We start from the raw sequence: 26,532 nt of genomic DNA on the forward strand, positions 1-26,532 counted from the left end.
CGAGGAATAATCCTCAAATTTAGACTAGCATACGTGGGAGTCAGTTATGCAAAATTTAGTTACTCGTTTTATTAAAGACGAATCCGGTGCAACAGCCATTGAATATGGCCTGATTGCAGCTCTTATCTCAGTCGCTCTTATCGCTGGCGCACGCGCTATCGGTACTGGCCTTGACGATAAGTTCACTGCTGTTTCATCAGCGATCTCAGGTGAGACTGTAAACACTGGTGAGTAATTTGTTTTAGGCAAATTATAAGATTGAGCCGCGTTTTTGGACGCGGCTTTTTTTTGCCTGAATTTATAAAGTGAAACCCAACATTAACCATAGCTTGGTAAAACGCCTTAAATTTACCGGAGCTCACCCCTTATGTTGCTAACTTTTTTCATCGTTGTGGTCTTTGCGGGCACCATGTTGACCGCTGCGGCAAAAGACGCAACATCCATGACAATACCAAACTGGATCAGCTTGGCTGTGATTGCTGGTTTCATCATTGTGACGCCCTTCATATGGGCGGGTTGGGGCGTGCTGTCTCAACACCTTCTTGTGGGACTGACATTTTTTGCTGTAGGTTTTGCCATGTTTGCCTTTGGTTGGCTTGGCGGCGGTGATGCAAAGCTGATGGCGGCGACAGCCCTTTGGTGGCAGTGGGATGATGCCGCGATATACGTTATATATACAACGTTTTTAGGCGGTATTTTGGCGCTTTTACTAGTCTTTGGCCGTAAATACATACCTGAAAGACTTTTGACAGCACAGTGGGCTCATCACTTATTCCGGGACGAGAAAAAAATGCCTTACGGCCTGGCTTTAGCCGGCGGTGCCCTTTTGACGCTTCCGAAAAGCGATATCTTCCTCAGATCCGTCGGATTTTAAGAATTATCATCAGGCGTTAACACTTTTTTTGCATGCAGTACCTAAATATTAACCATGCTTTATCAAATCAGTCCCTAATATTGTGGGACATAAGGCCGAGTGAGGGATAATGGATACCAAGAGACTTATACTTATTGCAGGCCTTGGATTGGCGGCTGTTGTGGTTTTTACCCAAGCTAAAAAGCTTGGCACTCCTCCGCCTGTTGCCCCTGTCAAAGCAGCGGCCCCAATTATACAAAAAGTTGAATATGTAAAAGTGCTTGTCGCCGCACAAAATCTTCCCCTTGGGTCTCGTTTGAGTGAAGCGGCCTTTGAATGGAAACAATGGCCTGCAGAAGCCGTCAGCCCAGCATTTATATCTAACGATTTACGCCCCAATGCAGATGCTGAACTCCTGAACTCTATTGTGCGATCCCCTATTGTTGTCGGAGAACCAATCAATGAGGGTAAGCTCGTCAAATCGGGCGAGTCAGGTGTTATGGCAGCGCTTTTAAAGCCAGGAATGCGCGCTGTAACAACTAGAATTTCGGTGGACACAGCTGCAGGTGGATTTATTCAGCCTGGCGATCGCGTGGACCTCATATTGACACAAGCTGTTCAGCGTAATCTGAATAATACAAATCAGACTGGAAATCAGCGCGTCTATATTTTCCGATACTATTTTTGAAAACGTACACGTTCTAGCGATTGACCAAACATTTTCGACTTCAGCAGAGAGTGGCGCTACAAAAATTGGTTCTACTGCGACGTTCGAAATGTCTCAAGGTGATGCAGAGCTTTTACAGCAAGCTGTGGCAAAGGGTGACCTTACACTCACATTGCGCGGTATTAGAAATAGCCGTGCTGTGGCGCCGACTACGGCAACTTTTGACAAAGAAGAAACAGATACACAGTCGATGTTGACCGTTTATCGGGGCGGACAGCCTCAACAAGTTGCGATCAGAGGAAACTAATATGTCAAGCAAGACACTCATGACGCTGGCATTAGGAACGGCTGTAACATTTGGCCTCGCGGCGTCCACAATATACACAGCAGACGCTGGAACACGTTCTTATTCGCATATCCAATCAGCCTCCGCTGGGAATGTGAATATACAGTCTCCGGGCCAAAGCTCTAAAAGTCGCTCGATTGTGTTGCCATATTCCAAGTCAACAGTCATTGAATTGCCCCAAGACATGATGGACGTGATCGTTTCAAATCCGGATATTGTTGAGTCTGTTATTCACACATCTCACCGCGCGGTCCTTATTGGTAAGCAGCCTGGTCAGACGAATGCTTATTTTTACGGACATGACGGTCAAGAGCTTCTGAGCTTAGACATTCGCGTCGAACGCGACATTAATGGTCTTACATCATTGATATCGCAACATGTTTCAGATGCGCAAGTTGATGTGCAAGCTGTTAATAATAATATCCTCTTAACAGGATCCGTTCAGAATGCCTCCATGGCAAACCGAGTCGAAAAGCTCGCGATGATGTGGCTTGATGAAAATACCGCTGGCGGCGCAGAGGGTGAGATTGTCAATCTGATGTCTGTAGAGGGTAAAGATCAGGTTTTACTGAAAGTGCGTATTGTTGAAATGCAGCGGTCAGTGACTAAACAGATGGGTATAAACCTAAATGCAATTGGGCAATTAGGCGATTCAACAGTGTCTCTTATCAGTAACTCAGCTTTAAATACGGGGGCTGGGCTAGATGGCTCATTTAACTGGAACAATACAGGCGGCGGTAATCTAAGTTCTCTGGGAGCTGGATTGCAAGCTTTAGAGCGGGTTGGTCTTATACGCACGCTTGCAGAACCAACGCTCACAGCTATTTCAGGCGAAACAGCAAATTTCCTTTCTGGGGGAGAATTTCCCCTCCTTACGGGTGTTTTCGTGGATGAAAATGGCCGACTTCAGCGTGAATTTGAATTCAAACCTTACGGTGTGGCGCTTGGCTTTACGCCAGTGGTTCTAAGCGAAGGGAGAATTTCACTTAATATTTCAACTGAGGTCTCAGAACCTACTACTGAGGGGGCTTTTGAAACGGGCGGCTTATCCTCTGATATCCTTGGTTTAAGAATTCGCCGCGCAAATACAGTTGTTGAGCTTCCTGCAGGAGGAAGTCTTGTGATTGCAGGCCTTATTCGTGAAGAAAGCCGCCAATCATCAGACGGTATCCCAGGCGCAAAAGATATACCCGGCTTTGGGGCGCTGTTTAGAAACAGAGATGATTTAAATACGCAAACCGAGCTTGTTGTGATGGTCACGCCTTATCTCGTGGATCCAACGCACCCTGATAAATTACAAACGCCACTTGATGGTTATGTGCCTGCGAGTGATTTGGATAATCTTTTGCTTGGTAAAATGAATAAAATCTACGCTGCCAACGGTAAGCCGAAAATCAGCGCTGACTCACTCAGTGGACCTTTTGGTCACGTGGTAGATTAAGGAGAGCCTGATGATGAAATATAAGAGACATCTTGTCAGATCAGTCGGCTTAACGTTACTTGTGAGCGCGGTCAGCGCGTGTTCGACACCTTCAACTTCGACGCCTCCAAGTATCTTCAAAAATAAGGTACAGGTCGCAGAGTCTATAGAACGCCTAGAGCTGTATACACGGCCAAATGGTCTCGAGCTCTCCGCGCGCGATCAAGCTGCTGTAAGTCAATTTCTACAAGCTTATGGACATGGGGGTAACGGGCCGCTTTACATCAACGTTCCGAGTTCAGCACAGGCTGGACTTGGTTCGCAGCAAGCACAAGCTCTCATACGCCAAAACTTATCAGCTATAGGTTTGGGAGGCGCAGCTGTTCAGACAGGACAATATCAAGCTGCTTATGGTAGCCCTGCGCCAGTTGTCGTATCTTACCGGACACTTAAAACGATTCCGCAAGACTGTCGCCATTTAGGCGATATGACTGATACATTTGCAAATCAGCCTTATGATAATTTTGGATGTTTCCACACGGCAAACTTGGCCGCAATGATTGGCGACCCTCGCCAACTATTAGAGCCTTATGCCATGACTATTCCTGACTCTCAGAGGCGTCAGACTGTATATGATAAATATATTAAGGGCGAAAACCCTGCTTCTGCACAACCTGACAGACAACAAGTTTCTGTAGAAGATTAAGCCCTATCGAGTGACGGACCCAACCGGATGAATGCCATGAAACAGACCCCAAAGCAGATGACGAGCCCGACACCCGGCGCTCCTGTACCGTTACCTAATCCAACGCGGGCTCCAATGCCGGCCAATCCGCCTATGCCGATGGCGTCGCCGCAGCCTATGCCAAACCAACACATGCCGCGTCAGACTATGTCGCCGCAGCCTATGCCGCAAATGCAGCCTGCGCCGCCGATGCCGCAACAACAGATGATGCCACAAGCGAACATGCACGGACAGCCTCATATGCATACGCAGCCACAAATGCATGCTCAGCCTATGGCTTCGGCGGTTGTGCAGCCTTTGGAGGAACTAAACCGCGAGGGTGGTGATAAAGCGTTACCCCAAATTTCTATTCATGCCTTTTGTGATCGCCAAGAAACGGCAGGGGTCATAAATGAGTCTTCGCGCGATTGGCGGATGAAGCGTACGAATATGAAAATCTATATGGGTGGTCTATCGTCTGCTATTGAATTTTATCACAAGGAAAACACGCCTAGCTTGATTTTAGTCGAATCAGGTATGCGCGGGACTGAGCTTTTCTCACAATTAGAGGAATTGGCATCAGTCTGTGATGCTGGGACAAAAGTCGTGATTATAGGCGCCGCAAATGATATTCGCCTCTATCGTCAGCTTATGGATAAAGGCGTTAGCGACTATATCGTACCGCCATTTCATCCTATTAGTCTTATTAGGTCTATGGGAGAGCTTTATGCGGATCCTGATAAGCCATTTATTGGACGTGTTGCGGCCTTTTTTGGTGCAAAAGGCGGCGTAGGCTCCTCCACACTGGCTCATAATATTGCTTGGAGCCTGTCTGAACGTATTCAGCAGGAAACAGCTTTAGTCGACCTTGATTGCTCATGGGGAACGACAGGCTTGGACTTTGCCTATGATGCAAGCCAAGGCCTTGAAGAAGCTTTGGCGGAACCGGACCGCTTGGATGAGACATTATTGGATCGGATTATGATCCGCCACACACCTAAGCTATCTATTTTACCGACGGCAGGATCTTTGAATCAAAAAGCGGTCATGACGCCTGAAGCTTATGAAGCTGTTGTCAATGGCGTGCGGTCTATCAGCCCTCTTACAATATTAGACATGCCTCATTATTGGTGCGATTGGACGACGAATGTTCTCATTAATTGCGACGATGTTGTGATTACGGCCACGCCGGACCTTGCGAACTTACGCAATACGAAAAACCTCGTTGATTTTCTGAGGGCGCAACGTCCTAATGATGCGGAGCCTATCCTTATCCTGAACAAAACAGGCATGACAAAAGGATCTGAGATTTCAGTGAAAGACTTTGCGTCTGCCGTAGGCCTTGAACCTGCGCTTGTTCTGGGGTTCGAACCTGAAATTTATTTTGAAGCGTCCAATGATGGTAAAATGCTTACAGAAGTCAAATCAGCTGCACAGCTTGTCAATGGTATCGACTACATTGCTCAAAGGTTGAAGACTGGCAATTTTAACTCAGGCCCTTCTGGCGGAGTGGCAAAAGGAGGCTCTTTATTGGGCAAGCTCTCAAAATCAAAAGCTGACGGTGCCGGTAAAAAAGAAGGTAAGTCACTCTTTTCCTTTAAGAAAAAAGGAGCGTAAACGCTCATGTTTGGTAAGCGCGCAGAGACTAGTAGTGCAGCCCTAAAGGCCCCGCCATCAGTTGAAAAAGAAATTGTTAAAAAGGTCGAGCCCACGGCGGCTCCCGTGCCTCAAAGTGGCAATGCTAATCGTGGAGCGCCTTCTGAGGAATATTATGAGACAAAGGCGACGATCTTTAACGCGCTTTTTGAGACAATTGATGTTACTGCGCTCGCAGGTATGCAGCCCGATAAAGCGCGCGAAGAAATTCGTACAATTGTCGATGAAATTATCGCTATTCGGAATGTACGTCTTTCCGTTGCAGAGCAAAATCAATTAATCACTGAAATTTGCGATGATATTCTTGGCTATGGTCCATTGGAGCCTCTTCTCGCTCGCGATGACATTGCCGATATTATGGTCAACGGCGCCAAGCATGTCTTTATTGAAACAGGTGGTAAGATGCAGAAAACGAATATTCGTTTTCGAGACAATACACAGCTGATGAATATTTGTCAGCGCATCGTGTCTCAAGTAGGCCGCCGTGTCGATGAAGCCAGTCCTATTTGTGACGCGCGTCTGCTAGATGGCTCACGGGTCAACGTTATTGGGCCGCCGCTTGCGATTGATGGCCCCGCGCTTACTATTCGTAAGTTTAAAAAGGACTCACTGAGGTTAGGTGATTTGGTAAATTTCAAATCTATCTCTCCCGCTGGTGCACGTGTTCTCGAAATTATTGGTGCTTGCCAATGTAACATTATCATTTCTGGCGGTACGGGTTCGGGTAAGACCACTCTTCTGAATTGTTTGACCAGCTTTATTCATCCCGATGAGCGCATAATCACCTGCGAAGACTCGGCTGAATTGCAGCTCCAGCAGCCACATGTTGTACGCCTCGAAACACGTCCGCCAAACCTTGAAGGCAAGGGTAAGGTCACCATGACGGATTTGGTGAAAAACTGTCTGCGGATGCGTCCTGAACGGATTATCGTGGGTGAGGTACGTGGACCCGAAGCCTTTGACTTGTTGCAAGCTATGAATACGGGCCATGATGGTTCGATGGGAACACTCCATGCTAACTCGCCTCGCGAAGCACTCTCACGTATTGAATCCATGATCACAATGGGCGGCTTCTCATTGCCCGCCAAAACAATTCGCGAAATGATAACGGGTTCTGTCGATATTATTGTGCAAGCGGCCCGTCTTCGCGATGGCTCCCGCCGGATTACACATATTACCGAAGTTATCGGTATGGAAGGTGAAGTCATCGTAACGCAAGATTTGCTAACCTATGAAATGGACGGTGAAGATGCTCAGGGCAATATTATTGGCGAGCACAAGTCTACGGGTATTGCGCGTCCAGTATTCTGGGATCGTGCGCGTTACTTCAACCTCGAAAAAGAGCTAGCCGAAGCCTTGGAAGCTGCTGGTAGTTAAACTATGGAGCCAAACACTCTCATAGCACTCGCCGCCGCCGCCGGTATATTCTGCCTTGGGTTTTTGTTGTTGGATAATGGGTCTTCGAAAGGCGATGCTCGTATCAAGCAGCTTTCAGGCCAGCAATCTGGCAAAGCGGGATTTTTATCAAAACTCAAATCTGAAGATGGCGGTAATCGCCGAAAACAGATTGAAGAAACGCTTGGAAAAATTGAAGAGCGTCAAAAGACAAAAAAGAAAAAAGCCAAAGCTCTTCCGGCGCGCCTAATCCAGGCGGACTGGTCAATGAAGCCTCAAACATTTATGGTCATGTCACTTATTATTGCGGTGATAGCGGGCGCTGTTCCTTTTGTGCTCGGGATGAAGCCGCTTTTTTGTTTGGGGTTGGCTGTGGGCCTAGGCTTCGGGATGCCGCGTTTTTTCTTGAATAGCGCCATTAACCGCCGTCAGAAAAAATTCACTTCTCATTTCGCGGATGCGATGGATATTATTGTTCGCGGCGTCAGAACTGGTTTGCCATTAGGCGACTGCCTGAAAATTATTGCCCATGAAAGCCCTGACCCTTTGGGGGCGGAATTCCGCCGCGTCGTTGAGGGCGAGTCCGTTGGTGTGCCTTTGGAAGTTTGTCTAGAGCAAATGTACGAGCGCATGCCGATTTCTGAGGTGAACTTCTTTTCAACAGTTTTGAATATTCAAAAGACGACAGGTGGTAACTTGGGCGAAAGTCTCGCCAACCTTGCCTCTGTTCTGCGTGGCCGTAAATTACTCCGTGAGAAAATTAAAGCGCTCTCAGCGGAAGCTAAAATGTCAGCCATTATTATTGGTGCTCTGCCAATATTCGTTGGGGGTCTCGTGACAGTTATTGCGCCCGATTATATGGAAGAGCTTTATACAACGCCGACAGGTCACAGAAACCTGATGATCGGGGCGGGCATGATGGTACTAGGCACAGTCATGATGCGCAAAATGATTAACTTTAAGTTCTAGGGAGGCCGCTATGGGTGCTGAATCAGTCGCAATGTTCCAAAACGCAGCTTACCTTGTAGTCGCTTGTCTTGTTGTTGCAACGCTTTACACAATCTTTGCTCCAATGCTTGAAGGCGATAAGCTCAAGAAACGTATGGACTCCGTGGCGAGCGCACGTGAAGGATTGCGCAATAGCCGCATGGAGCAATTAAATAAAAAAGCGGGCCTCCGTACGGAGAGTAAAGGCTATATCAAGGATATGGTTGATAAGCTGAGCCTTGAAAGGCTTTTGGAAGCGTCCGACCTTAAAGACAAGCTCGCCCAAGCGGGCATGCGAGGACAAAAACCCGTATATACTTTTTATATTTTCAGACTCGCCTTACCTATTGCGGGATTACTCATAGGCCTGATTTTATTTGTGGGCCTCAATATATCTGGCTGGCAAATGTTGCAGCGAATAGCCATGACAGTGGCTTTGACCTTATTTGGATATTATCTTCCTGCGATTTTTGTAAAAAATGCTGCGGGTAAACGGTTGGCGTCGATTGTACCCGTTTTTCCCGACGCGCTCGACTTATTATTGATTTGTGTGGAATCTGGTATGTCTGTCGAACTTGCTTTCAACAAAGTTGCGGAAGAAATGGCTGAGAACTCAGTAGAGCTCGCAGAAGAATTTTCCCTAACAACGGCTGAATTGTCTTTCTTGAGTAGTCGCCGGATGGCTTATGAAAACTTCGCGCGGCGAAATAACCATGTAGGTATGCGCTCAGTTGCAACGGCGCTCATTCAAGCCGAACGTTATGGTACGCCGCTCGGAGATACTTTGCGGACAATGGCGAATGAAAACCGTCAAATGCGGGTTATGGCAGCGGAGAAAAAGGCAGCCTCTCTTCCTGCTAAGTTGACGGTTCCGATGATTTTATTCTTCTTGCCGGTTCTCTTTATTGTAATTCTAACGCCAGCTTCGATGCGCCTCATGGGTGCCCTCAGTTAGAATTAGCCATCTGATGAAGTTATAATCATAAAAAAAGCCTCTGTTTCAACGCAGAGGCTTTTTTATATGTATAAGAGAGACGTTTTATCTGCGGCGTCTGTTAGGCGCGCGTCCTTGATCTTGTATCTGTCCGTAATATTGCTGTTGTGTCGGAAGATAATTTTGAGGCGGTTGAGCTTGATAGGCTTGCGGCGCGGTTGGCGCGGCGCCTGCAAGTTGTGGCCCGCTGGCTTTTGGGCCTAGCCCGCGCGATATTTGCTCCAGAACGGAACGTTGCTCTAATGTGGGTTGGGATGTGTCTTGAAGCGGCATGACGACTTTGCCGCGTTTGGATTGTTGCGCGGCGAGGCGGGCGGCATCAGATGCTGTCATGGGAGAGCTGTTTCTCGCAGGGTTTTGCCCGCCAACGGAGGCTGTCGCATTTAACGAGCGGCTAGGATATTGGCCCGCGCCATATGTTTGTTTGCGAGTCCCTCGCTCGGAACTTGGTATACCTGAAAGCTGTTGCTGACTTGGCGTTGACCGGCGCGGTTGGTAGCTTTGCGCTGCGGGGTAACCTTGAGGCGCTGCATTTGCCTGTTTTTCATAAGCTCCGATGCCGGATTTATAGGCGCCTGATTGCTGCGCATGTGAGGTTTGGGGCGCGGGGCGTAAACTCGGAGTCGCCTTCCGCCCTGCATAACGTTTAGCTTCATCGTCTTTGCCTTGAAGCTGTAAAATAAGCGCCAGATTTTGCCGAACAGATTGACTGGCGCCCGGAATAGCCACAGCGCGGCGTAACCACCCTTCTGCGGTAACAGGGTCACCGGAGAGCGCAAAGCTAAGCCCGACATTGGCCATAACATTTGGATCATACGGAGTAATTTGCAGGGCTTTTGCATAGTGTTTTCTGGCAAGGTCATAATCTTCTTGCTGGTCAAGCGCAGCGCCTTTGAGGGACCAGAGTCGGGCGTATCCTGGGGCAGTTCTTAAAGCATCATCTAAGGGTTTCATTGCTTCTTGTGCGCGCTCAGCCGCTATAAGGCCCGCAGCAAATTCCGCTGTCAGATAAGGGTCGCGCGGATAAAGGGCCCGAGTTGTTTGCGCTATTTCGATTGCGCGCTGCGGATTGCCAAGTTTTCTAACAGCTGCAGACAGCTTAATTGCGCTCTCAAGATCTCCCGGATTAAGTTCATATTCGCGAGACCAGAAGGCGGCTTGGGCAAAGAGTTCCTGCGTTTCTATATTATCACGCATTTCGCGGGAGGCTGGCTGAAAGTTAGAACCTTGCAGTGTTTCCGTCATTTCCTGCTCGGCATCCGTATAGCCCGGCGCAATCGCGCAACCTGCTAAAGTGAAAGCAGATACTGCCATAAGTAAGCTAGAACATAAAGTAGATCTCAAAAACATAGAGTCTCCATAGGAAAACCACGGTTGCGCCGTGATAAGATTTCGTTAACAAACGTAAACACAGACAGTTAACGAGACGTTAGCAAATTCAAGATGCGGAGCCCCAATGTCAGCTATTTTTGCGACCCAAGATGATGTCACAGCAAGTGCTGTCGTCAAAGATATCCACGTCGTAAGGCCCGAATCTTGGCCTGAGTTGAAGTTGGGCTTCTCTGCCGCGCAGCAAGCTTTTGCCGAAGCACGGCAATTTACTGGCGAGTCTGGCCAGAAATTGCAGTTACCTAACTCTAAGGGTGAAATTGAATGTGTCCTTTATGGAGCCGGGTCTGTCGAAACAGATGTCCTAGGGCCAATGCGCGCCGGAGGATTATCAAGCGGCTTACCTGCAGGATATTACAAATATGCTAGCCTTCCTCGGGATTGGAATATCAATTTAGCGGATGTCGCTTGGGGAGTCGGGGCTTATAAGTTTGAAACTTACCTGCCTTCAAAGACGGAATTTCCAACGCTTGTTATTCATGACACGGACAGGCTGATTGAGACTCGCGCCTTGTCTGAGGCCACGCATCTATGCCGTGACCTCATAAACACACCTGCAGGCGATATGGGCCCCGTGGCCCTCCATCAAGAGGCGGCGGATTTGGCCTCAGAATATGGTGCCGATCTGACAGTGACGATGGGAGAGGACCTTTTAAAAGAAAATCTGCCGATGATTCATGCTGTCGGTCGGGCTGCCCATGAAGCGCCTCGCTTGGTCGAGTTTGAGTGGGGTGATAAAGATTACCCGCGCCTCGCCCTCATCGGTAAGGGGATTACCTTTGATACAGGCGGCCTCAATATAAAAAGTGCCTCGGGAGCACGCATTATGAAAAAAGACATGGGCGGGGCTGCTCATGCTTTGGCTTTGGCGAAAATGATTATGGCGAATAATTTGCCAATCCGTTTACACTGCTTGGTCTCTATAGCTGAGAACGCCATTTCAGCTGGAGCTTACCGTCCGGGCGATATTTTGACATCGCGCGAAGGCCTCACGGTTGAAATCGATAATACAGACGCGGAAGGCCGTTTGGTTTTGGGAGATGCTCTTACCAAAGCAGCTGAATCAGAGCCAGTTTTAATGATGGACTTTGCGACCTTGACAGGGGCAGCGCGTGTGGCTTTAGGGCCAACATTGCCGCCTTTCTTTAGTAACCGTGAGGCCCCAGTTACAGATGTGCTTGCACACTCCAAACAACAATATGATCCCATTTGGCATATGCCGCTCTGGCAGCCTTATAATTCCATGCTCAGCTCACCCATAGCTGATATGAAAAATTCAGGCGGAGGTTTTGCGGGCGCGGTCACAGCGGCGCTATTTTTGGAGCGCTTTGTTAAAGGTCGTCCTTGGATGCATTTTGACGTTTATGGTTGGTGCCCCACGTCCTATCCTGGACATCCCAAAGGCGGTGATATGTTTGCGTTACGGGGGCTGTATCATTGGCTGAAAGCCGGCGGTCTAAATGGCGACTTCTCGTCTTAAGGCTGTCGCGGCCCAGCGGTTTATATGGCCTGAAATAGCCGCATGGGTCGCTATCGCAATGAGTGTTGTTATCGCGATACAGCATCCAATAAGCGGCCATCCGTGAAGCTCCGGATACATTAAGATAAGAAGTTGCGATGTTGGCCAATTGGCCAAATAAAGCCCGAGGACGATATTGGGCCAATTATTCATCCAGGCTGTAACCCGCATTGGTGTCTGGATGATAACAATTGCAAGATAGGTCCATAACAGAGTGCCGGTAATTTCAATCCCTGGTGTCCAAGGCAATACGAAATATTGAACTAGCGCCAAGCTTAAAAGCATCATAAGCACCGCGCTCTTTCCTGTGGCTGTACTTGGAAGTTTATCCTGCCATCCATAAAGTGCAGCCCCTGCAAGGAAAGCATAGGTTAGGCGAAGACCTGCAAAGGCCGGGAAAACTGCTTCGAAGCCGTTCTTGGCGGCGAAATAGCCCGCCACACCATAAAAAACAGTCCCGAGAACCGCTAAAATCAAAAGTATATGCTTGGACTTTAGAATACCAAGGCGCCATCCGAGAGCCATAGATATATGCGCAAGAGCGCCCCAGCGGAATGTCCAAATGGCTCCCTGTATGAGGCACATATATTTGGCATCATCCAACAAACCCGGAAGCCTCGCGCCAGGGTCTATGCATAAAACTGTCAGAAAGAAATAACGTGTCAGCTTAACGACTTCTTCTGCAAGAGGGGCGTCAGTGCGGCAAAAAATAGGATATATGACGGTAACAGTCGCCAAGGTAAAAGCGGCCAGTAAAGGCCCGTTACGTAAGATACGAGACATCAAATAACGTATAGATGACCCGTGCCGGGTTAGACTGCGTACAGCTAAATAACCTGAAAGACAGAATAGGATTTGAAGGCCAAACCAACTGGGGTCATAGCCCAAATGCCTCAAGACTTCATATTGGTCATCCAGAGGAGACATGGTTGAAGCGTAGCCAATCGCGATCAAAAGAACGATGATCGTTCTTACGGCGTTTAAACGTGTTAGAGGCATTTGTGCCCATTTTTGTGTATCTGCTTGCTGCATGCCAGCCTTTAAAGCCCTGAATTTCTAAATAAGCCTAACCCAAAAACATTAAAAATTTGCTTGTGTTTGAATCACTTAGGACGATGCAAGAAACACACCGCGAATTGCCGCTTGACCCAAGAATCCTGGTTATGCGAGTCAAGTGACATCAGTGATTTGTTTTGAGGGAAAATAACAGGTTTTATGTCTGCGTCAGCCAACACAGCCCGTATGAAGCGTAGTGACGCGCTCTCATTGTGGCATCGCGTGACACTGGAAACTGTCATTGCCCAGGGCCCAGACTTATCAACACGGCAGCTCGCAATACTCATGTCGGTTTACTTGGAAAGCACAAGCCATACGGTTAAATCGCTTTCGGAAAAGTTAAATGTGACTAAGGCCGTTATTTCGAGAGCTTTGGATACGTTAAGTAAATATGGGTTTGTCGCTCGTGCGCCTGACCCGTCTGACAAACGGTCAATTATCGTGACACGCACGTCGGCAGGTATTCTATTTCTTCAGCGTTTCGCAGATATTATCCAATCTGAAATTCACTTAGGTGACGTGTCGCGCGTCGCGGCATAGTGCAGCGTTCGGATCCTCGTTTATATATTCCGCGCCAAAAAGGCCCGCATCTGTCCACGCGAACGGTAACGGTGCCAATCGCTCCGCTTCACAGCAAAGCCTCTAAGCACTCTGGTCAAGATACGCAGCTGCTCTATGGGCATCACTTTGACGTTTATGAGGTCAAGAAAGGTTGGGTATGGGGGCAGGCTAAATCCCCCTTAAAAGGTTCAAAAGAAAAGGGTTATGTAGGTTTTGTGCCATCGCGTTTTTTAGAGGAGGCCAAGGTTAGAGCCACCCATATTGTGACAGCTCTGAAAGCTCCAATGTTTACAGCGCCGGATATAAAAAGTCATATTGTGCAATCCTTGCCTCTGGGCGCGCATGTGAAGGCACAGGAAGAGCAGGCTGACTTTCTTCAAATTGGGGCGGGGGGATATATTCACCAAAATCACGTGAGAGCGATAACTAAGCCCTACTCAATTTCAGATTATGTCGAAGTGGCTGAGGCGCATTTGGGATTACCTTATGTGTGGGGTGGTATCAGTACGGATGGTCTTGACTGCTCAGGTTTAGTTTTATCCGCCCTTCGTGCGACGGGGCGTGACGCCTTACGGGATACAGATATGATGGAAGCAACGCTCGGACATCATTTGCATATTAGTCAGCGCGGCTTAAAGCGTGGTGATTTGATTTTTTGGAAAGGCCATGTTGGTATTATGCAAACGTCGGGGCGCCTACTTCATGCTAATGCTTATCATATGTGCGTTTCCACAGAGCCTCTACGTGAGGCAGCTCGTAGAATAATGGAACGTGGAGGAGGGCCGATGACCGCCATTAAGCGGTTATAGCCCTATTGTTCTGTTGTCGTTTCGGTGGGGTCTCCGGCGGGTTCTTCAATGACGACTTCTTCAGCCTCGACAATAACTTCTGCAACTGCTGCGGTGGGCTGATCCATAGGCGCGTCAGCGGCCAGACGAAGCAATTCAATAACAGCAGCACGATCGGCTTCTTTCTTTAGGCCTACAAAATTCATATTAGTACCGGAAAGGTATTTAGTTGGTTTCGCAAGGAAACCATCAAGTTCTTCATAACCCCAGACAAGTCCTGATCCAGCCATGGCGCCAGAATATTTAAAGCCTGCATGTTGGCCCGCTGTCGCGCCGACAACATTCCACAGATTTGGTCCTGTTCCATTAGCGCCGCCATTGTCAGCATTGTGGCATGAGGTGCACTTTTTAAAAACTTTCGCCCCGCGCTCAGCATCCATAGCGGCTACCCATTCAGGCTGGGGGAAAGGGAGAGGCTCCGCATCTCCAGAGTCTTCGACGATCATGGGCCCAACAGTATAGGCCGGAGTTTCGGGCATGTCAGAATGCATGAAAAAATGCGGCGCTTCCCGCAATAGCATGACGCCTAAAGCTGTGGCTAAAACAGCGCCCGCAATTTTGTTAAAACCAAGTTCGTCCATGACGTCGTCCTTTAGTCGTTCCAAGCCTGATTCCAGCCTGTCGTTTGTTCTCGGTCTTTTATAAACTTCTGCCGTAAAAGCAAACTGAAAACCTCTTGCGGCGAACCGTCGCAAAGGCTTTAAGGCTTATTGGAAAAACAAGGAAGACCAAAGCTATGACAGAGGCCATTGTCTATCAGGGAGAACCCGGCGCATATTCTCATCTGGCGTGTCGGGACGGCTTTCCATATATGACACCCAAGCCTTGCGCGAGCTTTGCAGCGGCTTTTCGGGACGTCAGTTCAGGCGCGGCTAAGCTTGCCATGATACCTGTGGAAAATACTGTCGCGGGGCGTGTGTCAGATATCTATCATTTACTGCCTGAAGGCGGGCTTCATATCATTGGTGAACAATATTTAGCTGTGCATCATCAATTACTCGCAGTGCCAGGCGCTAAACTGACAGATATCAAGACCGCGCGGTCACATCCGATGGCCTTGGGTCAAGTGCGTAAACGCCTTTCTGCGATGGATATTCGTCCCGTCAATGATGTGGATACGGCGGGGGCAGCCCGAGCGGTTGCCGAGCTTGGGGATATATCTGTGGCTGCGATTGCCTCGACATTAGCGGGCCAAACGTATGGATTGGATATTTTAGCGGCTGATATCGAAGATGCCTCCCACAATACGACGCGGTTTTTGATTTTGGCGGATGCGCCGTTGGAGATTTCAAAAGCGGAGGGGCCTGTCGTCACAAGTTTCGTCTTTAAGGTGCGGTCTGTGCCATCAGCTCTGTATAAGGCCTTGGGCGGCTTTGCGACAAATGGCATAAATATGACTAAACTTGAGAGCTATATGGTCGGGGGCTCTTTCCAAGCCGCGCAGTTTTATGCCGATGTTGAAGGACATCCCGAGGATGATGGAATGAAGCATGCGCTTGAAGAGCTGTCTTTCTTTACGGAATCCGTGAGCATGCTCGGCACTTATCCCGGCCATGCCTCACGCTACAAAACTCAAAATACACAAAAGTGTTAGAAGGACGTGTTTTGTTTATCGGGGTGTTTCTGAGTAATTACCCAATATGAAAATTGTTATTACAATAATTGCGCTATTGTTTACCGCATTCTCTGCCGCTCCCGTTGTTGCCAAAGACTCAGTATATACGTCATGGCAGAATAATTTGGCCGTCGGTGGGTATGACACAGTGAGCTTTTTCTCGGGCAAACCGCAACTCGGGAAGAAGAGTTTTACTTTTGACTATGCGGGCGCAAAATGGCGTTTCGCAACACGCGGAAATTATGATTTATTCAAAACCAACCCCGAAGCTTTTATGCCGCAATATGGCGGTTATTGTGCTTGGGCTGTCGCGAAGAACAAACTTGCTAAAGGCACACCAGACTATTGGCATGTCGAAGATGGAAAGCTGTATTTGAACTTCAATGCCCGCATCAAAAGACGTTGGGAAAAAGATATTCCCGGGTTTATAGATGCGGCGGAAGAAAACTGGCCTGAAATATTACAGGACTAAAAAGAAATAATAAGGGGATACAACATGGATAAATTCAAAAAAATATTACCGATTATACTGGCCCTCATATGTAGTGCTGTTTTTCTGGACAGCTTACGTTTCAAATTTACAAATCACCCGAACACGCAAGAAATATTTGGGCGGCTAAATGAATGGGCCGCCAGTCACGGCGCGGACGGTCTTTTTGCGCAAACAGGCCTTTTCTCGCAATATTCAATAGGCGCCGCGGAACTGTTGGCCTCAGCAGCTTTACTCTTAGGGTGTCTTCCGCGCTTTCACAGGCTTCAAGGATTTGGGGCGTTACTGGGGCTAGGCGTTATGACAGGCGCAATTAGTTTTCACCTTTTCACGCCGCTTGGTATCGACCCTAATAACGATGGCGGAGGCTTGTTCTTTATGGCCTGCATTGTCTGGCTCTCTTGCCTGACCTTAGTCATCATACGTCGCAAGCATTTAGCTTATGGCTTAGGCCGCATTGGAGAGGCTTTATTTGGGAAACGAGCTTAGGTCTCTAACCAATGCCTTAAAAGGTGATGCGCGATCGTAAATCTTGGAAGCCTTAAAAAGGCTTCGCCCGTTTTATTATAAACGGCCTGAACCTCGTCTCTCGTGAACCACTTCGCGTCTTCCAATTCGTCTTTATTAATCGTGAGTTCTTTGCTTTCGGCTTCGCAGGCAACGCCCATCATAAGCTGACTTGGCCAGGGCCATGGCTGGCTAAAGATATAGCGCGGGTTTTTGATCCTAATGCCGACTTCTTCAAACGTCTCGCGTGCGACAGCTTCTTCCATGGATTCTCCGGGCGAAATGAACCCCGCTAAAGCGGACATGGCGCCTTCGGGCCACCCGGCTCCACGCCCCAATAAGACTTTGTCGCCTGATAAAATCAACATGATAACAACAGGATTTACCCGCGGAAAATGTTCTGTCTCGCAAGAGGGACATTTGCGTTTTATGCCCCCAGCTTCAGGCTGGCTAACCTGCCCGCATTTTGCGCAAAAGCGGTGGTTGAAATGCCAATCAAGCAGCGACTTTGCGCGCCCCGCCAAGGCCATCTCCTCGGGGGATAGGAAGCGTGTTGCGCTCCGTAGGTCTTTAAAATTATCTTGATGTGTTACATCTTCGGGATTTTGTAATGATGCCGCAAAAAGAGGGGTCTCGCCTTCAAGACCTAAAAAGATAGGGCCCGGATCTATCAGGTTTCGTCCTATAAGTTCGGAAGGATGAATGCGGTGTAATCCGCCTGACTCTCTGAGTGCTGGAGCCCCTTTGTGGAAGATAACACATCGGGCTTGTGGCTTTGCGACAAAAGCCTGAAGCTCTGCAGGTGAGCGCTGTGTCTCAACGTGATCAATTGTGCCGCCGGCAAAAGGCATTGTAAAATTATCTGTCATAAACCGCTCTGTAACGGGTTCAGATAGCTTTGCCTAGTGGGGCTTTTCCCGCTGTTTCACGCGCATGGGCATGTCATTTTCGGGCTGTATAGTAATCCGAAGCTTAGGCCAGGGCACATCTTCACCTGCATATGCAAAACGGTATCTACGCGTAAGCAATGCGATAAGAATAGCCGCTTCTTGCAAAGCGAATCTTTGGCCGATACAGACTCGTTCTCCCACACCAAAAGGAAGATATTGAAAGCGCCCTATTTTATCGCGGGCTGCGCCCAAAAAACGTTCGGGGATAAAAGCACCGGGATTTTCCCAAAGAGTTTCATGACGATGTAACTGCCAAGTATTTAAAAATAACACGCTTTTGGCGGGGATTGTAATATCGTCTTTAGTATCTTCATGAATGGCTTCGCGCACAATGAAAGGGGCGGGTGGGAAAAGCCGCATAGTTTCCTCAAAACAGGCGAGAGTAAAAGGAAGGTGCTCTCCCCACTGCTCAGGCGGGATGTTGTCTATATCAAGCGCATCAACCTCGGCTTCTAATCGACCGAGAGATGTTGGATCATTTGAGAGCAAATAAAATAGCCATGATAAGGCCCGCGCGGTCGTTTCATGTCCTGCGCCAATAAAGGCGAGAAGGTGATCAATAACGTCCTCATCCTTGAACGGGGCGGTATTACTATCGCCGACTAATAATAGTCTGGATAGGAAGTCATCGGGGAGGTCTTGCCCTGCGTCTTTTCTCTGTTTTCTGTCCTCCGCCAACTCACTAATCATGTCGCGAAGATGCTTAACGGCCTTCAGTCCCCGTAAACGCGTCAAACGCGGCACCCATTCGGGCGCTTTTAATAAATCGAGAGGGTCAGGCCGTCCTACATATGTCAGTGCTGTCGCGACATCTTTCAAGACGCTTTTTTGTTCACGCTGTATCTCTCCAGAAAAAAGCGTGTCTGATAAAACCAAATATGTGAGGGCGGCCATAGGGTTCGAAATTTCTATTATTTCACCCGTCTCAAGGACATTAGGCATTTCCCTTTCAGTTGTTTCCTTCATAACGGCTGCAAATTTCTTGACATTACGCGGTGTAAACATGGGTGACATTGCGCGCCGCGCATGGGTCCATTTTTTACCTTCAGCTGAAATGAGCCCATCGCCTATAACTGCGCGCAAAACACGTTGGCGAATATCACTGAATTTATAATTGCTGCGATTATCCACAAAACAGTGTTTGATAAGTTTGGGATCATTAATTACTGAATAAGCTGTTCCAAAAAGATTATATTGCGTGACGGGATTCTGATACTGCTCTGCGTTAAAACTCTCAAGCGGGTTTCGGGCAATCGTGCGTATGGCAGATATGGCGTGATACCAGCGATACTCATCAGTCGTTTTCGTATCTGGAACTGGAACGGAAGGGCTAAAAACACCATTTTTAAAAATGGGTGCTGGGCGGCGTTTATCTTCGTGATGGGTCATAAAGTCCCTCCGTTCATGTCACAATACCGTGCCTTTAACATGCGTCAATTAAGCAATTTCGACGTAGAGCTATGCGGAAGTGTAAGCTTACAGCGCTCGGTACTTTGGTGTCTTGCTTCTATCTGCAGTCTTTTTAATCGTTGAAGTACTTGCCTTAGCGGCAGTCTTTCCCTATCTAGCCGCTCGGAAGGCTGGCTTGGACGGCACTCTTGTTAACCCGGTCAGGTCGGGAACGAAGCAGCCGCATGCGAGTCCTTGTCGGGTCAGGTTCAGTCTTCCACTCACGACGCGCCCGAAATCAATCTAGTTGATTGATTTCAGCGAAGTGCCATAACCGTTGCTCGATTTTGGGTGGTGCCATATCTTATTTTCATCATAATGCAGTCATGGACACATCACCAAAAATAACCGCTATCTTAGCGGGTGGTAACGCGCGACGTTTTGGTGGCCAAGATAAAGGTGAAATCATAATCGGTGATAATCGCTTGATAGATATTATACACGCGCGATTAAGTGTTCAATCTACGGACATCATTATCTCAGGCACCAGTGACTATGGTTTAGGTGTGAGTTTTATTGCTGATAGTGACGATGCGCCTGCAGGGCCAGTGGGCGGGCTCTACTCTATATGGCAGGTGTTAAAACCAAAAAAAATTGAAGGCTTTTTCACGGTTGCCGTTGATGGTCCTAATTTGCCCAGTAACCTTATTGAATCATTATATTCAAATACGAACTCAACAATTGCCGTTGATGGCGCGGGTCGTCATCCAACCTATGGCTGGTGGCGCATCGAAGATCTGTCAGTAGCTTGGGTGAAACTCCAAGGTGAACCTTCGATATCTCTGAATAGATTAGCAGATGTTGCAAAAGCCAAAGAGGTTTCTTGGGACAGGAGTGAGAGCTTTATAAATATTAACCACGCGGAAGACTTAGAAAGATATGTAAAGGACACTTGACATGTAAAGCTTCCTTGTCTATGTAAAGTTAACTTTACTATTTATAGGAGACGATGATGAAGCCAAAACAAGCTAATAAACGATATTTTTCTGCGATGTTGGGATCATCCCTTGGATATCTTGGGAGTGTTTTTGGGGTAAGTTTTTTACACGACAAATTGGTCGATGGGTCTATTCCTGGCATTCTTTTATCTCTTATCCCGGGAATATTTATATGCCTCATGCTACTCTCAGTCTGGAGATATTTAAAAGATGTCGATGAAGTTGTCCGGCATGAACTTATCCAAGCCATGATGGCAGGATTATTTGCTTTGCTGGCGCTAAGCGGAGGTTGGGGCCTTGTTGAATTATTCAACGATAGCCTCCCACGCTTACCTGTATTCTTTGCATTTCCAGTCTTTTTCCTAACTTACGGCTTGGTCACTGCCATCAGATATAAGCGGTGTGTGTAAGATGGAAAACAACCTTAAAACCTTACGCGGCGAAAAAGGGTGGTCTCAAGCGGCACTCGGAGACCAACTAGATATTTCGCGTCAATCCGTGAATGCAATTGAAACGGGCCGTTATGATCCCTCTTTACCGCTAGCTTTTAAGATTGCTAGATTATTTGATATGAAAATAGAGGATATTTTCGATGATAGCGGTGCGGATTAACTAGTATGTTGCAGAGCTTTTTGCAGCATATCAAGATTGGTAAGCTTCATCGCTAAGAGTTGACGGCGGAGATTTTCTCCATAAGGAGACGACGATAACTGCGGTACTCTGGTAATATCAGTATCATATCGCTCTGTTGCGAAATCTTTCACGAAGCGGCCGGCCGTTTGCCCCAAAAGGTTCTCAGGGTTTTGGCGTAAGTCGGCTGAAAGCTGTGCAATTGCCGTAACGTCATTTTGGGCGCTAAACCTTGCAAAATTATTATAGCGAAAATTCTCATCGACATAGCTGTCGCTTCGGGCAATCAGCTCGTTCATAAGAGCATGTAGCAAAGCATTTGGTGTGAGTGCTTTTAGAAGTAAGATAATGGGCTCTGCCGTAAATTCCTCATGCGTTTCTGTTGGCATATCTAACTGTAAAGTGACGGCTGACAGACCGTTACGAAGAGATTGAATATCGACCATTGAAAATGTACCGCAGTCAAATTTTATCAGCCTTAAGCAATCTTCATAGGATAGCTCTGTAGATATAGGCCGTCTGAATATGTCAGCATTACGCGCCATAAGCGGTAAATCGTGATGATTATTAAATGGCGTTGTTGTCTTACCGTTCAATGTCAGGGTAAAGAGCTCGCGTATCTCATGCTCGCGCGCTTTCTTTATTGCAAGGAAAGCTGTCTGTATAATTTCCGATGTAGGCAGATTAGGTTCTATGCGCCATTTACGACCAAAAACAATTTTTGGTCCGGCCTGTTTTGAGGTCGGACGGTAATTATCAAAGCCGATAATACCGATTTGCAGAATAAGTCCTCCGGCATCCTTACTTACAAAAATGGGATAACGGTCAGAAAATTCTATATGAGCTATAACCGCCTCAACTGAGGCAAGAGTATGAGAGTATTGGAGGTAATGTTGAGGTATGCAGCTGCGTCCGTTCCTTAAAGTCAGGGTCGGCGCATTCTCAATGGCACGCTCGCCTTGGTTTAAGTCTTCAAACATTATGCCCATATCGTTACTCGCGGGTTGAGAGCCAAAGCTCATGACCTACATATTACGGTTGGCAGAGAACAAAGTTCATCGGGGCGTTTAAATAATGTCTTGGCCTAAATGCGGGGTACTGCGTTACTTATAAGGTTTAAGGGAATCGCATAGCTTTCTTTGGCTTGCCGCAAGACAATGCGAGACTGAACGTCAGAAATCAGATCAATCGAGAGCAAGACTTCCCGCAGAAAGTCTTCATAGGAATGCATATCTTTGGTCACAACGCGCAACATAAAGTCAACGGCTCCCGTAACTGAGGCGCATTGTACAACTTCCGGCATCCGGGAAATGGCTTTTTCAAACTTTTCCATATTTGTTCGGTTGGGTAGGGCCAATTTTACAGCAACAAAGACTTCAAAGTCCAAGCCTAGCTTTGTACGATCTAAAATTGTCACGCGCTGTTTGATAATGCCAATTTCTTCCATGCGTTTGATACGCCGCCAGCATGGTGAAGATGACAACCCGACTTTGTCAGCGATATCAGCAACAGAAAGCGCAGCATTGCTCTGAATGAGGTGTAAAATTTTGGCATCAATACCATCAATTTGCTCAGGCACGTTTCGCCTCCCAATAACTTTTTATGGGTGAATTATTGTGCATTTAAGCGAATTTCAATAGATATTATTATGTAATTCGACATATATACGAAAAAGAATATCATTTTATCGTGAAAATGGACGCCCTTATGACAAAAAAGTCTAACCAATCCCGTCTTTATGTCCCTGAACCGCCTTTTCGTCCGGGTGATACGCCTGATTATTCGCATATTGCCGTACCTGCAAATCACTCTCCGCCCCGCCCAGATCCGCTTTGCGAAGATCATGAGACTGTGGAACATGCGACAAGCCTGATCCGTGTCATGCGGTTTAATGGCGAAGCTGTTGGTGACTGGGCCCCTAAATTGACAGCAGATCAGAAGCGCAAAGGTTTGCGCGACATGATGCTAACCCGCGCCATGGATGACCGCATGTTTAATATGCAGCGCCAAGGCAAAATGAGCTTTTACATGAAATCACGCGGTGAGGAGGCTGTTTCTGTCGCTCACGCTATGGCGCTACGTAAAGATGATATGACCTTTCCGACCTATCGGCAGCAAGGCATTCTGATAAATCGCGGTGCGCCTATCAAAGAGATGATGTGCCAATGTCTTTCTAATGCAGGAGATCGTTTACAGGGTAAATCCATCCCGGTGCTTTATTCCTTTCGTGATTATGGCTTTTTTTCCGTCTCCGGAAATTTAGGCACACAAATGATCCAAGCCGTGGGATGGGGGATGGCTGAGGCTTATAAAGACAGTGACGGTATTGCCAGTGCCTTTACAGGCGAGGGGGCGACAGCGGAAGGCGACTTCCATTACGCGCTCAACTTTGCCTCAACTTATAGAGCTCCCGTTATATTAAATGTCGTCAATAACCAATGGGCCATTTCTTCCTTTCAGGGTATTGCCGCCGGAGAAGGGGAAACCTTCGCCGCGCGTGGGTGTGGCTTTGGTCTTGCGACTTTGCGAGTTGATGGAAATGATTTCCTTGCGGTTTACGCGGCGACTCAATGGGCGGCCGAACGAGCCCGCAAAGGCGGCGGCGCCACACTGATCGAACATTTTACGTACCGTAAAGAGGGACACTCAACGTCTGACGATCCAACGAAATACCGGCCGGAGAATGAGCCCGAGGTCTGGCCCTTTGGCGATCCAGTTGACCGGCTGAAAACACATCTAATCCATATAGGGGAGTGGGACGAAGACCGACATGCCGCGCAAGCAGAAGAGTGCAAAGTTGAGATTCGCAATATTTACAAAGAAGCTGAAAAAATGGGCTCTCTGTCTAGTGCGACGAATGTCAATGACTTCACGATGTTTGAACAAGTTTATGAAGAGTTGCCGGGGCACCTACAAGCGCAAGTCGAAGCCTTTAAGGAAGAGCTATAATCATGGGGCAAGCAACTAAACGCATGAATATGATCGAAGCGATCCGAGATGCGCTGGATGTCAAAATGACGGAAGATTCTGACGTTCTCGTTTTTGGCGAAGATGTGGGCTATTTTGGCGGTGTATTTCGCGCCACGGCGGGCTTGCAGGAAAAGCATGGCCTTCACCGCTGTTTTGATACGCCAATTTCTGAAGGCGGCATTGTTGGGATTGCTATAGGCATGGCGTCCAATGGATTGCGGCCTGTCGCAGAAATTCAATTCGCCGATTATATCTATCCGGGCTATGACCAAATTGCCTCAGAGGCTGCGCGTTTGCGTTACAGGTCTAACGGCGAATTTTCGGCGCCGCTGACAATCCGTACCCCTGTCGGCGGGGGAATTTATGGCGGGACAACCCACAGCCAAAGCCCAGAAGCATTGTTTACGCATATTGCGGGACTAAAGACTGTCATTCCGTCCAACCCTTACGATGCTAAAGGCATGCTTATCACCGCGATTGAGGATAATGACCCGGTCTTATTTTTGGAACCCAAGCGGCTTTATAATGGCCCGTTTTATGGGGACCCGCATATTCCGTCAGTTAGTTGGGCCAAACATGAGCTTGGAGATGTGCCTGAAGGCCATTACACTGTGCCATTCGGTTCAGTCCGCCGAATAACAGAAGGGCCTGATCTCACCATTTTGGCCTATGGAACGATGGTCTGGGTGGCCGAGGCGGCGGCAAAAGAGGCAGGTGTTCAGGCGGATATTCTCGATCTGCGCGCGCTTCTCCCTCTTGATATTGAAGCCATTGCAGAGTCAGTCAAAAAGACAGGGCGTTGTCTTATTCTGCATGAAGCCACGCGCACATCCGGCTTTGGTGCAGAATTATCAGCCCAAGTCGCAGAGGCGTGTTTTTTCTCACTCGAGGCTCCTATCGTGCGGGTGACGGGCTGGGATACGCCTTATCCGCATGCGCAGGAATGGGCCTATTTCCCGGGGCCAAAGCGCGTTATGAACGGCATTCGTAAAGTAATGGGTCAGGCGTAATGGGCGATTACAGATTTAAACTCCCCGATATCGGTGAGGGCGTCGTTGAGGCCGAAATTACAGCGTGGCATGTCGCCGTTGGCGATACTGTCGAAGAAGATGCGCCAATAGCAGACGCTATGACGGATAAAGCCACGATTGAACTCACGGCACCTGTGTCGGGCGTCATAAAAATGGTGGCTTGCGAAGAAGGCGATATGCTCGCCGTCGGCGCCGATCTGGTTGTTTTCGAAACCGATGGCGGAGAGGATGATGATAAGGGCGATAAGACCGAAGCCCCAAATACTGTTGAGGCAAGCTCAAACGGCTCTTCAACATATGCCTTTAAACTGCCCGATATTGGTGAGGGTGTAGTTGAGGCTGAAATTACGGCGTGGCACGTCGCTGTTGGGGATGATGTTGAGGAGGATGACCCCATAGCCGATGCGATGACGGATAAAGCCACAATTGAGCTAACCTCTCCTGTTTCAGGCACCGTTAGAACCGTAGCCTGTGAGGAAGGGGAAATCTTGGCCGTAGGCGCGGACCTAGTCGTGTTTGACGTAGAAGGCGGCGGCAATGTCGATGCTGAAACCGGCTCGGACTCCAGTGATATTACGCCGCTAGCGACAGCCATTATCCCAGCAAAACCTCAAAACACATCCACCCCGCCGGCGAGTTTTAAAAAAGCAGCGGCGCCAAAATCCAATGGCGGCAAAGTCCTCGCGGCTCCTGCCGTGCGTAAAGCAGCCCAGGAAAAAGGCCTAGATTTAGCCCTTGCCAAAGCGAGCGGTAAAGATGGTGAAGTCACCCATGCTGATTTGGCCTTGCTAGAAAAAAGCTTTGCGCAGGAAGAGGGTGAAACCCGTATCAAAGTCATTGGGCTGCGCCGTGTTATTGCGCAGCGCATGCAAGAGGCTAAACGTCATATTCCGCATTTCACCTATGTTGAAGAGATTGATGTAACGGAACTTGAAGCCTTGCGTAAGCGTGCCAATGAAAAGAAGAGCGAGGAGAAACCAAAGCTCACCGTTCTGCCCTTCATCATTCGCGCCTTGGCAAAAACGCTCGAAGACTGGCCTCAATTTAATGCCCGCTATATGGATGAGCAGGGCTATGTTTCTCAATTTTCTGACTTGAATTTAGGAATAGCCGCTCAGACAGAGGCCGGGCTTATTGTTCCCGTTTTGAAAAAAGCGCAAACACTGTCGATATGGCAAATGGCCGAAGAGATCGCGCGTCTCGCCGAAGGCGCAAGAATGAATAAACTCACGACGGATGATCTGACCGGCGCCACGACAACATTGACCTCTTTGGGGCCTCTAGGTGGTATTGTAACAACGCCCGTTATCAATCGTCCCGAAGTCGCGATTTTTGGCCCCAATAAAATCCGTAAAAAACTGGTCTTGGAGGGCGGGGAGGTTAGGCAGCGCTTGGTCATGAATTTTTCAGTCTCTTGCGATCACCGGGTGATAGACGGATATGATGCCGCAAAAATGATGCAAGATATGAAACAAACGCTTGAAGATCCATTATTTATGTTTTTGAGCTAAGGGATGCGTGCAGCTTAAATCGCCGC

General features: G+C 48.1%; 29 protein-coding genes and 1 other RNA gene. 23 read left to right on the top strand and 7 right to left on the bottom strand.

Going from position 1 to position 26,532, the window contains the following annotated elements:
* Positions 1-46 precede the first annotated feature (46 nt).
* The 10 genes from F569_RS0111795 to F569_RS0111835 all read left to right on the top strand — a co-directional run bounded on the left by F569_RS0111795 (position 47) and on the right by F569_RS0111835 (position 9,003).
* Positions 47-235: a Flp family type IVb pilin gene (locus F569_RS0111795; protein ID WP_026942368.1), complete on the top strand. Its 189-nt coding sequence runs from the start codon at positions 47-49 to the stop codon at positions 233-235.
* Positions 236-367: 132 nt separating this feature from the next.
* Positions 368-874 carry an A24 family peptidase gene (locus F569_RS0111800; protein WP_026942369.1) on the top strand — a complete coding sequence of 169 codons (507 nt, stop codon included), beginning with the start codon at positions 368-370 and terminating at the stop codon, positions 872-874.
* A gap of 109 nt (positions 875-983) precedes the next feature.
* Positions 984-1,541: a Flp pilus assembly protein CpaB gene (gene cpaB / locus F569_RS17820; protein WP_051279834.1), complete on the top strand. Its 558-nt coding sequence runs from the start codon at positions 984-986 to the stop codon at positions 1,539-1,541.
* Positions 1,542-1,560: 19 nt separating this feature from the next.
* Positions 1,561-1,827 (top strand): RcpC/CpaB family pilus assembly protein, encoded by a 267-nt coding sequence (locus F569_RS19975; RefSeq protein WP_267879452.1) that lies wholly within the window; start codon positions 1,561-1,563, stop codon positions 1,825-1,827.
* A gap of 1 nt (position 1,828) precedes the next feature.
* A complete protein-coding gene (locus tag F569_RS17825; RefSeq protein WP_034388786.1) occupies positions 1,829-3,307 on the top strand; it encodes a type II and III secretion system protein family protein in 1,479 nt (492 codons plus the stop codon).
* 10 nt (positions 3,308-3,317) lie between these two features.
* On the top strand, positions 3,318-3,992 hold the full coding sequence (locus F569_RS19065; protein WP_051279836.1) for a CpaD family pilus assembly protein: 675 nt from the start codon (positions 3,318-3,320) through the stop codon (positions 3,990-3,992).
* A gap of 36 nt (positions 3,993-4,028) precedes the next feature.
* Positions 4,029-5,627, top strand: coding sequence for an AAA family ATPase (locus tag F569_RS17835; protein WP_162143778.1), 1,599 nt, complete (start codon positions 4,029-4,031; stop codon positions 5,625-5,627).
* A gap of 6 nt (positions 5,628-5,633) precedes the next feature.
* Positions 5,634-7,043: a CpaF family protein gene (locus tag F569_RS0111825; protein WP_026942370.1), complete on the top strand. Its 1,410-nt coding sequence runs from the start codon at positions 5,634-5,636 to the stop codon at positions 7,041-7,043.
* Positions 7,044-7,046: 3 nt separating this feature from the next.
* Positions 7,047-8,030, top strand: coding sequence for a type II secretion system F family protein (locus F569_RS0111830; protein ID WP_026942371.1), 984 nt, complete (start codon positions 7,047-7,049; stop codon positions 8,028-8,030).
* A gap of 10 nt (positions 8,031-8,040) precedes the next feature.
* A complete protein-coding gene (locus F569_RS0111835; protein WP_026942372.1) occupies positions 8,041-9,003 on the top strand; it encodes a type II secretion system F family protein in 963 nt (320 codons plus the stop codon).
* Positions 9,004-9,087: 84 nt separating this feature from the next.
* Here the strand turns inward: F569_RS0111835 and F569_RS19070 are convergent, their stop codons facing one another.
* Positions 9,088-10,356 (bottom strand): tetratricopeptide repeat protein, encoded by a 1,269-nt coding sequence (locus F569_RS19070; protein ID WP_051279838.1) that lies wholly within the window; start codon positions 10,354-10,356, stop codon positions 9,088-9,090.
* A 142-nt stretch (positions 10,357-10,498) separates the two neighbouring features.
* Here F569_RS19070 and F569_RS0111845 point away from each other — a divergent pair, with 142 nt between their 5' ends.
* The gene (locus F569_RS0111845; protein ID WP_026942373.1) at positions 10,499-11,911 is read left to right on the top strand and encodes a leucyl aminopeptidase family protein; all 1,413 of its coding nucleotides are present in this window, start codon (positions 10,499-10,501) and stop codon (positions 11,909-11,911) included.
* Here the strand turns inward: F569_RS0111845 and F569_RS0111850 are convergent.
* The gene (locus tag F569_RS0111850; protein ID WP_026942374.1) at positions 11,888-12,982 is read right to left on the bottom strand and encodes a hypothetical protein; all 1,095 of its coding nucleotides are present in this window, start codon (positions 12,980-12,982) and stop codon (positions 11,888-11,890) included. The two genes, F569_RS0111845 and F569_RS0111850, sit on opposite strands and share 24 nt — an antisense overlap.
* Positions 12,983-13,165: 183 nt before the next feature.
* Here F569_RS0111850 and F569_RS17845 point away from each other — a divergent pair, with 183 nt between their 5' ends.
* On the top strand, positions 13,166-13,546 hold the full coding sequence (locus F569_RS17845) for a MarR family transcriptional regulator (protein WP_233353661.1): 381 nt from the start codon (positions 13,166-13,168) through the stop codon (positions 13,544-13,546).
* The gene (locus tag F569_RS17850) at positions 13,546-14,376 is read left to right on the top strand and encodes a C40 family peptidase (RefSeq protein WP_084169005.1); all 831 of its coding nucleotides are present in this window, start codon (positions 13,546-13,548) and stop codon (positions 14,374-14,376) included. Before F569_RS17845 ends, F569_RS17850 begins: the two co-directional genes overlap by 1 nt.
* Before the next feature lie 2 nt (positions 14,377-14,378).
* On the opposite strand, the gene F569_RS17855 is transcribed toward F569_RS17850, so the two are convergent.
* Positions 14,379-14,996, bottom strand: coding sequence for a c-type cytochrome (locus tag F569_RS17855; RefSeq protein WP_051279839.1), 618 nt, complete (start codon positions 14,994-14,996; stop codon positions 14,379-14,381).
* A gap of 155 nt (positions 14,997-15,151) precedes the next feature.
* Between F569_RS17855 and F569_RS0111870 the strand changes: the two genes are divergently transcribed.
* The 3 genes from F569_RS0111870 to F569_RS0111880 are packed head-to-tail and all read left to right on the top strand — an operon-like array spanning position 15,152 to position 17,009.
* A complete protein-coding gene (locus F569_RS0111870; RefSeq protein WP_026942375.1) occupies positions 15,152-16,009 on the top strand; it encodes a prephenate dehydratase in 858 nt (285 codons plus the stop codon).
* Positions 16,010-16,055: 46 nt separating this feature from the next.
* Positions 16,056-16,502, top strand: coding sequence for a YHS domain-containing (seleno)protein (locus F569_RS0111875; protein WP_026942376.1), 447 nt, complete (start codon positions 16,056-16,058; stop codon positions 16,500-16,502).
* Between the two features lie 24 nt (positions 16,503-16,526).
* A complete protein-coding gene (locus F569_RS0111880; RefSeq protein ID WP_026942377.1) occupies positions 16,527-17,009 on the top strand; it encodes a hypothetical protein in 483 nt (160 codons plus the stop codon).
* On the opposite strand, the gene nudC is transcribed toward F569_RS0111880, so the two are convergent.
* Together nudC and F569_RS17860 are read right to left on the bottom strand one after the other, a co-directional pair.
* Positions 17,006-17,896: an NAD(+) diphosphatase gene (nudC, locus tag F569_RS0111885; protein ID WP_026942378.1), complete on the bottom strand. Its 891-nt coding sequence runs from the start codon at positions 17,894-17,896 to the stop codon at positions 17,006-17,008. The genes F569_RS0111880 and nudC overlap by 4 nt on opposite strands.
* 33 nt (positions 17,897-17,929) lie before the next feature.
* Positions 17,930-19,366: a cytochrome P450 gene (locus tag F569_RS17860; RefSeq protein ID WP_051279840.1), complete on the bottom strand. Its 1,437-nt coding sequence runs from the start codon at positions 19,364-19,366 to the stop codon at positions 17,930-17,932.
* A 185-nt stretch (positions 19,367-19,551) separates the two neighbouring features.
* Here F569_RS17860 and ffs point away from each other — a divergent pair.
* The 4 genes from ffs (at position 19,552) to F569_RS0111905 (ending at position 20,976) form a co-directional block, all read left to right on the top strand.
* An RNA gene (ffs, locus tag F569_RS19405) (signal recognition particle sRNA small type) lies at positions 19,552-19,648 on the top strand.
* 104 nt (positions 19,649-19,752) lie between these two features.
* The gene (gene mobA / locus F569_RS0111895; protein ID WP_026942379.1) at positions 19,753-20,322 is read left to right on the top strand and encodes a molybdenum cofactor guanylyltransferase; all 570 of its coding nucleotides are present in this window, start codon (positions 19,753-19,755) and stop codon (positions 20,320-20,322) included.
* 53 nt (positions 20,323-20,375) lie between these two features.
* Positions 20,376-20,774, top strand: coding sequence for a hypothetical protein (locus F569_RS0111900; protein ID WP_154813739.1), 399 nt, complete (start codon positions 20,376-20,378; stop codon positions 20,772-20,774).
* 1 nt (position 20,775) lies between these two features.
* Complete coding sequence (locus tag F569_RS0111905) at positions 20,776-20,976, top strand: helix-turn-helix transcriptional regulator (protein ID WP_026942381.1); 201 nt, start codon at positions 20,776-20,778, stop codon at positions 20,974-20,976.
* On the opposite strand, the gene F569_RS17865 is transcribed toward F569_RS0111905, so the two are convergent.
* Entirely contained in the window at positions 20,973-22,016 is a 1,044-nt protein-coding gene (locus F569_RS17865; protein ID WP_154813740.1) for a hypothetical protein, read from the bottom strand. The two genes, F569_RS0111905 and F569_RS17865, sit on opposite strands and share 4 nt — an antisense overlap.
* A gap of 62 nt (positions 22,017-22,078) precedes the next feature.
* Entirely contained in the window at positions 22,079-22,573 is a 495-nt protein-coding gene (locus tag F569_RS0111915) for an Lrp/AsnC family transcriptional regulator (RefSeq protein ID WP_026942382.1), read from the bottom strand.
* A 128-nt stretch (positions 22,574-22,701) separates the two neighbouring features.
* Here F569_RS0111915 and F569_RS0111920 point away from each other — a divergent pair, with 128 nt between their 5' ends.
* Genes F569_RS0111920 through F569_RS0111930 form a run of 3 tightly spaced genes read left to right on the top strand, consistent with a single transcriptional unit; the run spans position 22,702 to position 26,506 of the window.
* Positions 22,702-23,943 (top strand): thiamine pyrophosphate-dependent enzyme, encoded by a 1,242-nt coding sequence (locus F569_RS0111920; protein WP_026942383.1) that lies wholly within the window; start codon positions 22,702-22,704, stop codon positions 23,941-23,943.
* A 2-nt stretch (positions 23,944-23,945) separates the two neighbouring features.
* Complete coding sequence (locus F569_RS0111925; protein ID WP_034388791.1) at positions 23,946-24,974, top strand: alpha-ketoacid dehydrogenase subunit beta; 1,029 nt, start codon at positions 23,946-23,948, stop codon at positions 24,972-24,974.
* Positions 24,974-26,506: a 2-oxo acid dehydrogenase subunit E2 gene (locus F569_RS0111930; RefSeq protein ID WP_084169006.1), complete on the top strand. Its 1,533-nt coding sequence runs from the start codon at positions 24,974-24,976 to the stop codon at positions 26,504-26,506. The genes F569_RS0111925 and F569_RS0111930 overlap by 1 nt, the downstream gene beginning before the upstream one ends.
* Positions 26,507-26,532: the final 26 nt, after the last annotated feature.

It is taken from the genome of Hellea balneolensis DSM 19091, from assembly GCF_000428525.1.
Lineage (GTDB): Bacteria > Pseudomonadota > Alphaproteobacteria > Caulobacterales > Maricaulaceae > Hellea > Hellea balneolensis.